The organism is Clostridium simiarum (assembly GCF_018919175.1).
GTDB lineage: Bacteria > Bacillota > Clostridia > Clostridiales > Clostridiaceae > Clostridium_L > Clostridium_L simiarum.
Window position 1 is genome coordinate 134,708 of the sequence record NZ_JAHLQL010000003.1, and the last position, 13,723, is coordinate 148,430.

13 protein-coding genes are annotated in these 13,723 nt (G+C 29.2%); 8 read left to right on the forward strand and 5 right to left on the reverse strand.

Annotated elements, in window-relative coordinates; translation table 11 throughout:
* Positions 1–127: 127 nt before the first annotated feature.
* Complete coding sequence (locus tag KQI89_RS10485; protein ID WP_032123512.1) at positions 128–1,231, forward strand: HD-GYP domain-containing protein; 1,104 nt, start codon at positions 128–130, stop codon at positions 1,229–1,231.
* 178 nt (positions 1,232–1,409) lie between these two features.
* On the opposite strand, the gene KQI89_RS10490 is transcribed toward KQI89_RS10485, so the two are convergent.
* Together KQI89_RS10490 and KQI89_RS10495 are read right to left on the reverse strand one after the other, a co-directional pair.
* The gene (locus KQI89_RS10490) at positions 1,410–1,685 is read right to left on the reverse strand and encodes a hypothetical protein (RefSeq protein ID WP_032123511.1); all 276 of its coding nucleotides are present in this window, start codon (positions 1,683–1,685) and stop codon (positions 1,410–1,412) included.
* Between the two features lie 143 nt (positions 1,686–1,828).
* Positions 1,829–2,608, reverse strand: a complete 780-nt coding sequence (locus tag KQI89_RS10495) for an EFR1 family ferrodoxin (RefSeq protein WP_216457034.1) — start codon at positions 2,606–2,608, stop codon at positions 1,829–1,831.
* A gap of 83 nt (positions 2,609–2,691) precedes the next feature.
* On the opposite strand from KQI89_RS10495, the gene KQI89_RS10500 reads away from it, so the two are divergent.
* The 3 genes from KQI89_RS10500 to KQI89_RS10510 all read left to right on the forward strand — a co-directional run bounded on the left by KQI89_RS10500 (position 2,692) and on the right by KQI89_RS10510 (position 5,610).
* Positions 2,692–3,660 carry an alpha/beta hydrolase gene (locus tag KQI89_RS10500; protein WP_216457035.1) on the forward strand — a complete coding sequence of 323 codons (969 nt, stop codon included), beginning with the start codon at positions 2,692–2,694 and terminating at the stop codon, positions 3,658–3,660.
* Between the two features lie 291 nt (positions 3,661–3,951).
* Positions 3,952–5,268 (forward strand): FMN-binding glutamate synthase family protein, encoded by a 1,317-nt coding sequence (locus KQI89_RS10505; protein WP_246583073.1) that lies wholly within the window; start codon positions 3,952–3,954, stop codon positions 5,266–5,268.
* A gap of 132 nt (positions 5,269–5,400) precedes the next feature.
* Complete coding sequence (locus KQI89_RS10510) at positions 5,401–5,610, forward strand: alpha/beta-type small acid-soluble spore protein (RefSeq protein ID WP_032123507.1); 210 nt, start codon at positions 5,401–5,403, stop codon at positions 5,608–5,610.
* A 48-nt stretch (positions 5,611–5,658) separates the two neighbouring features.
* Here KQI89_RS10510 and KQI89_RS10515 read toward each other — a convergent pair whose 3' ends face one another.
* The 3 genes from KQI89_RS10515 to KQI89_RS10525 all read right to left on the reverse strand — a co-directional run bounded on the left by KQI89_RS10515 (position 5,659) and on the right by KQI89_RS10525 (position 9,067).
* Positions 5,659–7,083 carry a sensor histidine kinase gene (locus KQI89_RS10515; protein ID WP_216457037.1) on the reverse strand — a complete coding sequence of 475 codons (1,425 nt, stop codon included), beginning with the start codon at positions 7,081–7,083 and terminating at the stop codon, positions 5,659–5,661.
* 8 nt (positions 7,084–7,091) lie between these two features.
* Positions 7,092–7,781, reverse strand: coding sequence for a response regulator transcription factor (locus tag KQI89_RS10520; protein WP_032123506.1), 690 nt, complete (start codon positions 7,779–7,781; stop codon positions 7,092–7,094).
* Between the two features lie 77 nt (positions 7,782–7,858).
* Complete coding sequence (locus KQI89_RS10525; protein WP_216457038.1) at positions 7,859–9,067, reverse strand: tetratricopeptide repeat protein; 1,209 nt, start codon at positions 9,065–9,067, stop codon at positions 7,859–7,861.
* 296 nt (positions 9,068–9,363) lie between these two features.
* Here KQI89_RS10525 and KQI89_RS10530 point away from each other — a divergent pair, with 296 nt between their 5' ends.
* The 4 genes from KQI89_RS10530 (at position 9,364) to KQI89_RS10545 (ending at position 13,658) form a co-directional block, all read left to right on the forward strand.
* On the forward strand, positions 9,364–9,729 hold the full coding sequence (locus tag KQI89_RS10530) for a hypothetical protein (protein ID WP_216457039.1): 366 nt from the start codon (positions 9,364–9,366) through the stop codon (positions 9,727–9,729).
* Positions 9,730–9,961: 232 nt separating this feature from the next.
* Entirely contained in the window at positions 9,962–11,656 is a 1,695-nt protein-coding gene (locus tag KQI89_RS10535) for a sensor histidine kinase (RefSeq protein WP_216457040.1), read from the forward strand.
* 296 nt (positions 11,657–11,952) lie between these two features.
* The gene (locus KQI89_RS10540; protein ID WP_032123503.1) at positions 11,953–12,627 is read left to right on the forward strand and encodes a response regulator transcription factor; all 675 of its coding nucleotides are present in this window, start codon (positions 11,953–11,955) and stop codon (positions 12,625–12,627) included.
* Entirely contained in the window at positions 12,624–13,658 is a 1,035-nt protein-coding gene (locus tag KQI89_RS10545; protein ID WP_216457041.1) for a sensor histidine kinase, read from the forward strand. Before KQI89_RS10540 ends, KQI89_RS10545 begins: the two co-directional genes overlap by 4 nt.
* Positions 13,659–13,723: the final 65 nt, after the last annotated feature.

A 13,723-nucleotide genomic window follows, 5' to 3' on the forward strand; every position in this document is an offset into this window, starting at 1 on the left:
TTATATGCACAAATATTGATTTACTTTATAAAGTGTAAAGTATTAAGGAAATTTTAGAAACTATGAGTTTTTGAAATTTCCTAATTATTAGTTATAAAACATTATATTCCTAATGAGGTGTTTGATAATGAGACTTGTCCCTATAGAATGTGTAAAAGAGGGGGCTTATCTAGCCAAAACAATATTTGATGATGAAGGTCGTCCATTGTTAAGAGAAGGGGTAAAGTTATCCAAAAATATGATAAATAGGATAAAATCCATACATATCTATTCCGTTTATATAATTGATGAATATAGTCAAGCAGAAATAGATGATATAATAAAGCCAGAGCTAAGACAAAAAGCCATAGGAACAATAAAGGGAACTTTTTCTAGTATAGATAAATTTTCTAAAGCTTATCCGTCTAAATCCAATAATTCTTTAATAAAAGAGAGAGAAAAATATTTTGACTCTATATATAGCGTAGCTGAAGAATTGCTTGAAGAGATACTATCAAATAGTAGCATAATGGTAAACTTAGTGGATATAAAAAGTCTTGATAGCTATACTTATCAACACTGCGTCAACGTAGCGGTGCTATCACTTATTTTGGGTATACAACTTCAATTAAACAAGTATGATTTACTAGACCTTTGCGTAGGAGCATTAGTCCACGACATAGGTAAATCATTTGTCCCTGCTGAAGTTCTATTTAAACCAGGACCTTTAAATGACCAGGAACTTTTAATAATGCAAGAACATGTGACAAAAGGTTATGACTATTTACGGGGAGTTCTAGCCATATCTTCAAAATCAAGAATAATAGCACTACAACATCATGAAAAGTATGATGGTAGCGGCTATCCAGAGCAAAGAAAAGGAACAGAAATTAATTATCTTGCAAGAATAGTAGCTATAGCAGATGTTTATGATGCCTTAACATCAGATAGACCTTACAGAAGAGCTTTAAGTCCTAACGAGTCTATGGAGTATATCATGGCTAATGCTTCAACACATTTTGACTATGATATGGTAAAAGCCTTTGCTAGGGTTATCGTTCCATATCCTAAAGGTACTTTAGTTAAAATGAGCAATGGGGAAATAGCTGTAGTAGGTGATACTATTCCAAACTTTCCTTTAAGACCCAATATAACAGTAGTTAAAAGTAGTGATCCTTCTAGGGAAGGAACAGAAATAAGCCTTGTAAAAAATCTTTCTCTAGTCATCGAAAATGTTGAGTATGAAATATAAGATGGCCCTATGTTAAGGGGCTATTAATTTTATCCGGCGAAACCCTTCTTTAATACCTTTTGTAAATTAAATTTAAAACACATAAAATAAGACTTCCCAATATAACTTTGGAAGTCTTATTTCTTATTATTTAAGATCATATCTATAAAATTTGGATAGTATGTACCCTCTGCCTTGTCTACATCATAGTTAGGGAAATATTATCTTTGCTTAGTATCTCATAACTATACATTGGTGTATCAGAAAACGGATTATTGTTTATGATATCCTTTGCCTCATCTATATCTCTAGCTTGAAATATCATGGTTCCACCATCTTTATTATATACTCCTGCACAAACAAGATATTTTGTATAATTAGAATTATGTAAGTTATTATCTTTATTTGAACTTCTTTTTGAAGTTAAATCCACCTTATAATTTATCCTTACAAACAACCCACTCTTTTTCTTCATGAAAATAAATCCCCCTTTATCCAAACACTTAATATTCTATATAAATGTCTTCCAAATCACGCAATACCGAACTTATGTTTTTATTATATCGAATAGATGTTCGTAAGTCAATAAGGATTTATATTTTTAACACTATGTTCGTCTCATGGTGAATGTATCATTTCCTTTAAGGTTACATATGGATTTTTATATCTTTTTCTATATATAGTTTTCTTTCCAATCTGAACGGCTCTAACAGGACAGAGTTGTACACAAGCCATGCAGTCTTGACATTTATGATTCCACATGGGCTTGCTATCTATCATGCTTATATTTGACACTGGACAAATTTTCATACACAATCCACAAGATGTACATTTTTCATCTACATGCATATTAGTATCCTTAGTATTTAAATTCTTTCTCCAATGCTTATAAAATCCTTTAGAAAGGGTATAATATAGGATGTTGTCTCTCACTTTGTTATTCTTATTATTTTTTATGTTATGTGCTGTGGTTTTTATTTCTTCTTGGGCTCTTCTGATAATTTTAAAATTTATGTTTTCATCCTTCATATCATAGAGCCTAATATAATTAGAAGGCATTTTTATATATACGCTATAATTTAACCTTAAATTTTTTTCTTCTAATAGATCAGATACTTGTTTTACAGCAAAGCCAGGAGATCCTCCTCTAGTTACTATAGAAAAAAAATAATCCGCCTTGAAATTCGTCCTCTTAATAAATCTCTCCACCACCTCTGGAACACCACTAAAGTATAAAGGAAACACAAACCCAATCTTATTAGCATCTATTTCTTTATTTTCTTTTTTAGTTTCCTTAGCTAAAGATCTTATCTCAGTATTTCCTAAAACATTTGCAACCTCTTTAGCTATCATCATGGAATTACCTGTACCTGTAAAATAGTATATAATGTTCTTCATAATTCTCTTCCTTCCAATAAATTGTTACACAATTTAAATATAACTCTGCATTAAAAAACACGTATAGATTATAGGTGATGTATATGAAAAAGAAAAGCGTAAGTATTTTACTTATATTATTAATTTTCCTTTCCACTTCTATTATACTATTATATGAAATGGTAATTAGTAACAAAAGTATTGCAGAAAATAAAAATATTGAGACAAACTCTGAAATTAGTATAACTCATATAGGTAAAGGTGAACAATATTTAGATCTAATGTATAAACCCTTAGGAAATGATGGACTTAAACTTGATTTTTATGCTCCATTAAAATCTGAAAAAGAAACCTGGCCTGTTATTGTGTATATTCATGGTGGAAGCTGGGCTTATGGCAACAAAGGCTTTAGCGAGAATCTTATGCCCTTAATTAATAAGCTTAGGGAGGAAGGCTATGCATTAGTCAGCATAGAATATAGGTTAGCCTCTGAAGAGATAGTCTTTCCTTCTCCAGTAGAAGATTGTAAAGACGCCCTAAGGTGGCTTTATAAAAATAAAGATAAATACAATATAGATACTAATAACATAGGTCTTTTAGGAGTTTCCTCTGGTGGCCACTTAGCCTTATTAACAGCCTACAGCAATGAAAATGACTTTATTGGTGATAATGAGTTATCCTCTTATAAAAGCAAAGTTAAATATGTTATCGATTATTCAGGCCCTACAAACTTTGATATAGAAAAGGTGAAAACTTCAGAAGAAAATAGCATAAATATAGTTAAAAACTTCCTAGGTAAGGATAACCTATTTAACGAAAATATTTTAAAAGCAGCCAGTGCTACAAACTATATAAACAGAGATTCCCCTCCAACCCTTATAATTCATGGTGAAAATGATACTCTAGTACCTATAAGTCAATCCATAGAGTTATATGAAAGAGGTAAAAAAGAGGGTATGGATATAAAACTATTAAAGATTCCTAATGGAGATCATATGTTATCCAATATAACATATTTAGATATAATAAAAATAGCAAAAGAAACTCTAAGTTTTGTAGAAAGCAAACAGTAAAAAAGAAGAGGTCACGCCTCTTCTTTCTCTTTTCACTGCAAGTTGTTCAGAAACTTATCTTACTCCATTAAGCCGTTCATATTCACCTTCATCCTCCACCTATAACCTGTATATTTATTTTAATATATTACTTGCTTAAGTAATAATTAATAACCTTGCATATTTTAGAAATGTTTTGAAAAACTACTAATATCTACTCAAATTCTGCCCTAACTTGATAATTTTAAAATCCATAATTACAAAATTATTATTAAAGTTATTGAAAGGAGAATTAACGCAATGGAAGGTATAATGAAAAATATCACTAACAAGTCTTTGGATAAAATAACTGAAAGTATGTTAAGAGATCCTTATGATAAAAATATGTACGTTATGGTTACCGGTGCCATGAAGCTTGGATTAACTTCTTTAATAGAAGCTACAATGAGAGGTGAAGACGGCTCTATACTGCATAGAGCTTATGGAAGTTCAAATCATAACTCCCCTTGGAATAAACTATATTTAAACCCTACTCAAATTTTTCAGCTCCCTGTAGAAGAATTCTCATCCATAGATTTATCTACTACCATAGGAAAAAATGCTAAAAAGCCTATTAAACTTTCAATGCCTCTAATGATTACTGGCATGGGTTATGGTTCTTCCTTAAACTTAAATGTAAAATTAGCTATTGCAAAAGCTACTTCAAACGTGGGCATATCTACTAATACTGGTGAGAGTGGATTATGTAGGGAAGAAAGAGAGCTTTCTAAAATATTGATAGGTCAATTCAATAGATATAATTGCCTAAACAAAAAAGAACAGTTGTCACAGTTAGATGGAATAGAGATCCAGCTCGGTCAAGGCGCCTGGGGCGGAGCTGTAATAGGCAATATACCTAGTAATAAAGCAGATAACCACCTTAGAGAAGTGTTTAATCTAAAGGAAGGTGAAGATGCTAATAGAACCTCAAGACTTAAAGAAATAAACTCCCCTGAGGAAATAATAAATCTAATAAAAGACTTGAAATCCCAGTATGATGTACCTGTAGGTGTAAAAATTGCCGGTTCTCATTATATAGAAAAAGATTTGGAAATTTTACTTAGAAGTAACCTTGACTTTATAACCATAGATGGTGCTGAAGGTGGTACTTCTGGAGCTCCGCCTACCTTAGAGGATCATCTAGGATTACCAACATTATATTCTCTAAGTAGAGCTTATAATTTTTTAAAAGAAAAAAATGCAGAAAACAAAGTAGATATTATAATAGCTGGTGGTTTAAGAAATCCTGGAGAATTTTTAAAAGCTTTGGCTCTAGGCGCTAAGGCAGTTTATATAGGCTCTATAGCAGTGGTTGCAACGCTTCAATCCCAAACCATAAAAGCTACACCCTTTGAGCCTACTCCTCAATTGTTTTTATATGATGGTGATAAAAAAGATGATTTTGACATAGATAAAGGAGCTGATACATTAAGTAATTTTTTAGTGTCCTGTAAGGAAGAAATGAAGTTAGCCTTAATGGCTATGGGTAAAAATCAGATTTCGGAGTTAAATACACTTGACTTGGTTTCTGTAGATAAGGATTTAGCTGAAGCCTTACAAATTCCTAGTGCATGGAATCCAACAATTTAAATAAATTAACCTCCTTTAAGAAACAAAATAAAAAATTAGAATTTATTGGACAAATTAGATTAATTTTTATAGTTTATAAAATTCAAATCAGTACAAAATAAGAATACCAAACAAATAAAGGAGGAATTTAAAATGGCAAACAATAATTATAGTTCAAACAGATTAGTAGTACCTGAGGCAAAGCAAGGATTAAACAAATTTAAGATGGAGATCGCTAACGAATTAGGATTAACTAACTATGAGCAAACAGATAAAGGAAACTTAACTTCAAGACAAAATGGCTCCGTTGGTGGAGAAATGGTTAAGAGAATGGTAGAAGCTTACGAGCATAATCTTAAATAGTATAGCAAAATAACTATTCTATAGAACCTTTAGGTGAGGAATTTAACTTTATAAATTCCTCACCTTTAATTTTATATTAACTTCAGTTCCATTCTTATACTTACTTATGATATCAAGAGAACCTCCATGAAGATTTATTATTTCGTCAGATATAGCAAGGCCTAATCCACTTCCATGCTTACTTGAATTACCTTTATAGAATTTTTCTTTAACTTTAGGTAGATACTCTGTTTTAATTCCTAACCCATTATCTTTTATACTTATGTCTATAAAATCTCCCTGAAGTTCAGCTTTAATCTGTATTGTACCTCCAGGTTCTGTGAACTTAAGTGAGTTATCTATTACATTTATGAACACCTGTTTCAACCTATTTCTATCCCCTTCTATAATAGGTAGCGGTTTAATATCATATTCTAAATTTATATTACTTCTTTTAATCCTCGGTTCCATTTCTAAGACTATATCTTCTAGCAAGTCTCCTACATTCATTTCTTCTAAGGTTACCTTCATCTTTGCAGAAGCAAACTTAGAAAAATCTAATAATTCGTTTACTAATAAGCTAAGTCTTTTACTTTCCTGGATTATTATATCTAAACCTTTTTCTCGTTGCTCTACATCAGTAAATTCTTTTAACTTTAAAGTCAAAGCCCATCCTTTTATTGAAGTAAGTGGAGTTTTAAGTTCATGACTTATAGAGGATATGAATTCATTTTTAAGCTTTTCACTCTTATTTATTTCCTGCGCCATGTAATTTAAAGTTTCTGCCATAGTTCCCACTTCATCTTCATATATTTTTTCAACCTTTAAATCAAACTGACCTTTCGCCATGGACTTAGCTGCATTAGTTACTTTCTTTAAAGGTCTTGTTATAGTATTAGATATAACTGCACTAAGTATAGTAGTGGTTACCATAACTATAAGTCCAACAAAAGCTATTAAAATACCAATGCTTTTTAAAAGATTATCTACAAGATCCATAGTGCTAACAACTCTTAGAACTCCTATTATATTAGAATCTATCTTTAATGGTGCAGATACAGACATTATCTTATTCGAAGAGTATGACCCATCAGGTTTTCCGATCCAAACAGCAGTATCATTTTGAAGTGCTCTTCTTATATCAGCATAATCAAGCCTTGTTCCTGGAACGATACCTAAATCATCCCATATAACTCTACTTTCCCTGTCTAATATCTGAACTTCAACATCTAAATTAGAAAAAAAGCTTTCTTCTAAATCTTCATAAACTCTTTTTACATCAGACGTGTTTAAATACTTAGAGTAAAACTTAGTGGACAGATTAACCTGATCTTTTAATGTACTTTCCATAGTCTTATAGTAATATTCTTTTATACCTATCCAAAGTACCAATCCTAACAAAGATATAGTAATAAGTATTGTTATAAAATAATATCCTATTATTCTAAACTTAATGCTTCTAATCCTAAATTTAATATTTCTAACAACTCTCATATTATACCCTATACCCTTTTAAATCTATATCCAAATCCCCAAACAGTTTCTATATATTTAGGATTAGATGGATCATCCTCTATCTTTTCTCTTAATCGCCTTATATGAACATCTACAGTTTTTATATCTCCATAAAAATCTTCTCCCCAAATATTATCTAAAAGTTCATCTCTACTAAAGGCTCTATCTAGGTTATGCATAAATAATTTAATTATTTGAAACTCCTTTAACGTAAGCTTCACCTCTTTATTTTTTATAAACACCTTTTGCGATCTATCATCTAGAGATAAATCCCCATTTTTTATCACATCTTCTTTTACTTCTTTTACCTTACTTCCTACCCTCCTCAATATAGCTCTTATTCTATAAACAAGTTCTGTAGGGTTGAAAGGCTTTGTTAAATAATCATCTGCACCTAACTCTAGTCCTATTATTTTATCCATATCCTGATTCTTTGCTGTAAGCATTATTATTGCAACTTCTGGATACTTTTCCCTTATGAGTTGGCAGGTCTTATATCCATCTATTCCAGGAAGCATTATATCCAAAACTATGAGATCAAAAACTTCTTCTGAACAAATATCTAAGGCTTCTTCCCCAGAACCTGCCTCTCTTACTTCAAACCCACTTATATTTAAATTAATCTTTATAAAACTTCTTATATTTTCTTCATCCTCAACAATCAAGATCCTATTCATAAAACTCCCCCTGATTTCTTTATCTCACATTTTTCAATTATAATTTTAACTTTTAAAAACTTTCCTTAATATTTTAATTATTTATTAATCTCTTTTGATAATGGATAATACATTACTTGCTTTAATATATTAGAAGTAGCGTTTTCAGAGAAGAATCCATCATTAGATAGTTTTTCAAAGGATAACATTGCATTATCAAAGGACTCTTTAGCCTTATCTTTTTTTCCTAAGCCTTTATAAGCAACCCCAAGCTCATAATATATATCCAAAACAGAGTATTCCTTAGGTTCATTGTAAAAATAGTCTTTATCACTTAATAGACTAACATTTAATAAGTTTTCAAGTATTGATACAGCTTTATCATACTCACTTAACCCATTAAAAGCCATAGCCCTCAATATTAAAAATTTATAGTATCCAACCTCTATTGTAGACTCTTCTTTTTTATCTTCTTTATACTTTAGTACTTCTTTTAAAGACTGTAGTGCATCTTCATACTGCTTTGCTTTTATTTGGGATTCTATATAGTAATACCAACTTAACTCATTTCGAGATTGCTGGACTATCTCATTTTTATAGTATTCAACATTTTTCTTATAATAATCATCATAAAATTCTTCTGCTAGATAAAATTTTTCTCCATCAAAACCTATAACATAGCTACTATAATCGCCACTAGCCTCGTATAGTTGGGCACCAAAAACAAAATTCTTACCTTCTTCTTTATCTTCAGTATTAAGAATTTCGATTTTATTCCATCTTCCTATAGGTATTTCTTCCACATTTTCTTTTTTAAAGTCATATAAATAAAAATCTGTACCTGCATGTCCCGAAATCAAATAACCCACCAGAAGTCTTTTATCTTCCTTATCTTTTACCGATATGGTTTGCATAGAAGAAATAGAATTCCCCTCTAAACTCTTTTCATATATTTTATGCCATCCATTAAATCTCTTTTCTAAGACGAAGAAACCCTTTTTAAAATTAGAATCTTCCTTAAAAAGAACTACTAATTCATCATTTAGATCTCCATTTACATCAATAAGAAATATATTTTTCTTTGTTGAAGTTTTACTTTCTTCTAATAGTTTAGCATTTTTAGGCATAAACTTTTGAGCTAGTGGTTTTAGATCTTCCATATTAACATTTCCATAAGCATTTTTACCTTCCTCTGTAGAAAGCTTTGGGGATGCAATAAAGGAAGACGGAGCTTCATAAGCATTACATCCAGTTAATAATATTATACAAATCAATAGTATAGAAACTTTTTTAGACTTCCTAAACATAAGATCACATCCCTTTAAAAATAACTGTATGACTCTATAATAACACAAGAAAATTTGTAAATGTTTATAAAATAGTTAAACTAACAATTAAAGTCTTTTACTTTTCATTGGTTATAATTTTTAAATAAAAAGAAATACCTTCAGTTTTAAAATTATTACATATAAGTACATATAATCCGAATTTTCTAAATATTATTTGTCATATTTTGACTTAATAATACGATAAGTTTTTTACTATATTTTGTAGATTTACCTTATAATAATGTTGAGAGGTGTATTTAAAAGGAGGTAAAATCATGAAAGAACATTTAAGAAAAAAGTTATTAGTCATGACTTTAATTACATCCATCATAGGTACTGCTATTGTTGTTACCCATGGAGAGATTCCAGAACCAGAGATAGCAATGCTAAATACTACTAATGGAGAGATTCCAGAACCAGAAATAGCAATGCTAGATACTACTAATGGAGAGATTCCAGAACCAGAAATAGCAATGCTAGATACTACTGATGGAGAGATTCCAGAACCAGAAATAGCAATGCTAGATACTACTGATGGAGAGATTCCAGAACCAGAAATAGCAATGCTAGATACTACTGATGGAGAGATTCCAGAACCAGAAATAGCAATGCTAGAAAACACTATAACTATGAATAGCTAATACTTTAATTATTATATTAGAAAAAACCCTGAATATTAAATTATTTAGGGTTTTTTTAATATATTTACATAAATGAAAATATATGCTTAAATTCTACAAATTTATTCTTTATTTAAAAGGATTTTATAAATATTTATAGAATATGTACTATTGTAACTTATTATTATTAAAAAGTTACTCCAATAAATATCTTTAGTATTTTAAGACAAAGTTTCTACAAGGAGGAGTTGAAATGGATTATTTGGGGGTGTCCATTGTTATTTATATTTTTCTGGTTATTTTAATTGCTTTGCTTTTCCTTAAATTAAGGAAATTTAAATATTTAAATAATCAGGATCAAAGCTATTATAACTTTGAAAGTTACAATGTTTTTAATTATTTCGATGAAGATATAGCTATTTTCAATAGAGATGGCAGTCTTTGTTATGTAAATCATCCAGAAAATAATCTATTTCTTAAAAGCAATTTAACACTTCTTAAAGATTCTAATGATACTCTAAAGGTGGAGCTAATAGATAACTTAAAAGAAAGGTTTAAAAACCATCATATACTAAATGTAGAAAATGTTATAAATGGTAAGAGTAACAACTATCAATTTCAACAACAATTAAGAACACAAGGTGAATTTGTTACTATTAAAGTTTTTTATACAAATCATAACAACTATTTATTATTCATATCTAAGAATATCAGTAAGTTACATAGCCTTCAGCATACAGTTTGTAATAATGAGAAAAGATATCATGCGCTGATGGATTTAGTACCTATAGCTTTATTTATGGAGGATGATAAAGGTATTTTTTATGCAAATCAAAGTGCTCTAAAGATGGTCTCTTCCAAAAATATAACCAACATCTTAGGTAAGCCTTTTATAAATTTTTTAAATTCTAGCTCTCAAGAGGATTTTTTAAATAAACTTTCAAATAAAGAAGATCCCAACTTACTTAGCATATTTGATATGTATTTTCGCTCCACTACCGGGGAAGAAAAGGTTGTGGATATACAAAGATATAATATAAGCACTGAAGGTAAAGATTTAACTTTATTACTCGTAAAAGACGCCTGCCAAAGAATACGAAGCTATGAAATAGAAAAAAATTATGAAGCTAGCAATGATCTATTAGAAAAGATCATTGAAAGCGATAAAGTTAAAACAGAATTTTTTGCTAATATATCTCATGAATTAAGAACACCTATTAACATAATATTTAGTGCTATGCAAATGTTAAATCTAAAATGTAATTTAAATAATTCTACTGATTCAAGTTTGAAAAATTATAATAAGATGATAAAACAAAACTGTTATAGACTGTTAAGATTGGTAAATAATTTAATAGATATAACAAAAATTGATGCAGGATTTTATAATATATCTCTAAAAAATCACGAAGTAATAAAAATAATAGAAGATATTACTTTATCTGTAGCAAACTATATTGAAGATAAACATATAGAGCTTGTATTCGATACAGAATTAGAAGAAAAGGTGATATGTTGTGATCCAGATAAGATAGAGAGAATTATGTTGAATTTGTTAGCAAACGCTGTAAAATTTACTCCAGAAGGTGGCTCTATATTTGTTAATATCTATAATAATGATCCTTACCTTACAATTTCAGTTAAAGATACTGGCATCGGTATCCCAGAAGAAAAAAAGGATCTTATATTTGAAAGATTTCGCCAAATTGAAAAAACATCTCATCTTAATATTACAGGAAGTGGTATAGGTCTCTCTTTAGTTAAATCTTTGGTTGAGATGCATAAAGGTAACTTACATGTTGAAAGCACCCCTGGAGAAGGTTCTGAATTCATTATAAATCTTCCCTGCTCCTTATGTGAGGACTGTGATGAAGAATCTATGTATGAAAATTCATGGAAACAAAATGTAGAAAAAATAAACATAGAGTTTTCTGATATTTACTCCTAAAATCTATTACATAAATGTAAGATTAAATTCTTATTTGTAAGGTTTATAAATGGAATTATATTTATGAAATCATATATAATATATTTGTAACAAGAAAGACAACCACATAAAATATTGATTTCCATAAAATTCATACATTTAAACCCCATATAATTCAAATTAAAACAAACTGATTCCATCCCCAAGGAATCAGTTTGTTTTTTTATTTTATATTTTCCCCTTGAGTTTACAAGTAAAGTATATGAAAATATAATTATTAAAGAATTAATAATTATATTAGCGGAGGTACTATACATATGTTTAAGATAATGATGGTAGAAGATGACACTAAGATAAGAGATATAGTTTTAGAAAACCTTCAAAGATGGGGATTTGAAGGTGTTTATGTAGATGATTTTGATGAAGTATTTAATGTTTTCGTAAAAGAAAAACCACATCTTGTGCTTATGGATATAAATTTACCCCTATTTGATGGATTTTATTGGTGTAACAAAATAAGAGAAGTATCTAAGGTTCCCGTTATTTTTCTTTCTTCTAGAAATACCAATATGGACATTGTGATGGCAATAAACATGGGTGGAGATGATTTTGTTCAAAAACCCTTTTCTCTTGATGTACTTATGGCAAAAATCAATGCTCTTATTAGAAGAACTTACTCCTACACAGATGTATCTTCTGATGTATTAGAATACAATGGAGTAGTTTTAAACCTAAAAGATAGCACAGTGCTTCATGGAGAAGATAAAATAGAACTTACTAAGAATGAGTTTAAAATAATATATATACTTATGAAAAATAATGGTACTGTAGTGAGTAGAGATAAAATAATGAGAAGTCTTTGGGAAGATGAAAGCTTTGTAGATGACAATACCCTTACAGTTAATATAAATAGGCTAAGAAAAAAACTTTCCGACATAGGTCTTGATGATTTTATTAAAACTAAAAAAGGTCAAGGCTATATAGTATCATGAGAGTAAGAGATTATTTAAAAGATAGAAAGTTTCTCATATTATTTTATGTAATAATTATGTTTTTTATATCTTTTATAATTTTCTTAGATCATTCTGTAAGAGTTAGTTTTGATAATATATTATATATTAATTTTCTTTGTACTGTATTCTTTTTATCTTATTTAGTAGTCGAATTCCTATATTTTAAAAAATACTATGATGATTTAAATGATCTTATAAATAGTGGTTTAGAAGAAATACATAGTTCATTGCCTAATGGCATAACCTCTGAACAAAGGTTTTATAACTCCTTAGTAAAAAAGATTTACAAATTTCAAAATGAAAAAATAGAAAAATTATATTTGGATAAAGTAGAAAATATGGAATTTATAACTTCCTGGGTTCACGAAATAAAGACCCCTATAGCTGTAAGCAATTTAATAATAGAGAACAGTTTTAATAAACCTATGGAAGATACTTTAGATAGTATCGAAGAAGAATTAAGAAAAATAGATAACTATGTGGAGCAAGCTCTTTATTACTCCAAAATAGATGACTTTTCAAAGGATTATTTCATAAATGAACTGTCTTTGGATATTGTAATAAAAGATCTAATAAAGAAAAATGCTAAAAATTTCATCAATAAAAGAATAAGATTAAACATGCACCACTTAGAAATCTCAGTACTTTCTGATAAAAAGTGGCTTGTATTTATAATAAATCAGGTATTATCTAATTCCTTAAAGTACTCTAAGGAAGGTGGTTCCATAGAAATTTATGGAGTACTTGGTGAAAAAAATAAAAGATTAATAATAAAAGATAATGGTATAGGGATAAAGCCAGAAGATTTATCTAGAGTATTTAATAAAGGTTTTACAGGATATAATGGAAGGATCTATAATAAATCCACAGGTATGGGACTATACTTAGCTGAAAAAATGTGCAAAAAACTTGGTCACATCATAGAAATAAAATCAGAATATGGACAGTATACACAGGTGGAAATAATCTTCCCTAAGCTTGGAGATTATTTTAAGGTTACAAAAATGTAAGCAATTATATGATTTTTGTTAGGTAAATAGATGGTTCTATTTACCTTATTTTTATAAAATAATAT

Excerpts from the sequence above, each read along its gene's own strand:
- KQI89_RS10545 (WP_216457041.1), top strand. The coding sequence starts at position 12,624 with ATGAGAGTAAGAGATTATTTAAAAGATAGAAAGTTTCTCATATTATTT.
- KQI89_RS10510 (WP_032123507.1), top strand. The coding sequence starts at position 5,401 with ATGGCAAACAATAATTATAGTTCAAACAGATTAGTAGTACCTGAGGCA.
- KQI89_RS10505 (WP_246583073.1), top strand. The coding sequence starts at position 3,952 with ATGAAAAATATCACTAACAAGTCTTTGGATAAAATAACTGAAAGTATG.
- KQI89_RS10525 (WP_216457038.1), bottom strand. The coding sequence starts at position 9,067 with ATGTTTAGGAAGTCTAAAAAAGTTTCTATACTATTGATTTGTATAATA.
- KQI89_RS10530 (WP_216457039.1), top strand. The coding sequence starts at position 9,364 with ATGAAAGAACATTTAAGAAAAAAGTTATTAGTCATGACTTTAATTACA.
- KQI89_RS10495 (WP_216457034.1), bottom strand. The coding sequence starts at position 2,608 with ATGAAGAACATTATATACTATTTTACAGGTACAGGTAATTCCATGATG.
- KQI89_RS10500 (WP_216457035.1), top strand. The coding sequence starts at position 2,692 with ATGAAAAAGAAAAGCGTAAGTATTTTACTTATATTATTAATTTTCCTT.
- KQI89_RS10540 (WP_032123503.1), top strand. The coding sequence starts at position 11,953 with ATGTTTAAGATAATGATGGTAGAAGATGACACTAAGATAAGAGATATA.
- KQI89_RS10520 (WP_032123506.1), bottom strand. The coding sequence starts at position 7,781 with ATGAATAGGATCTTGATTGTTGAGGATGAAGAAAATATAAGAAGTTTT.
- KQI89_RS10535 (WP_216457040.1), top strand. The coding sequence starts at position 9,962 with ATGGATTATTTGGGGGTGTCCATTGTTATTTATATTTTTCTGGTTATT.
- KQI89_RS10515 (WP_216457037.1), bottom strand. The coding sequence starts at position 7,083 with ATGAGAGTTGTTAGAAATATTAAATTTAGGATTAGAAGCATTAAGTTT.
- KQI89_RS10485 (WP_032123512.1), top strand. The coding sequence starts at position 128 with ATGAGACTTGTCCCTATAGAATGTGTAAAAGAGGGGGCTTATCTAGCC.
- KQI89_RS10490 (WP_032123511.1), bottom strand. The coding sequence starts at position 1,685 with ATGAAGAAAAAGAGTGGGTTGTTTGTAAGGATAAATTATAAGGTGGAT.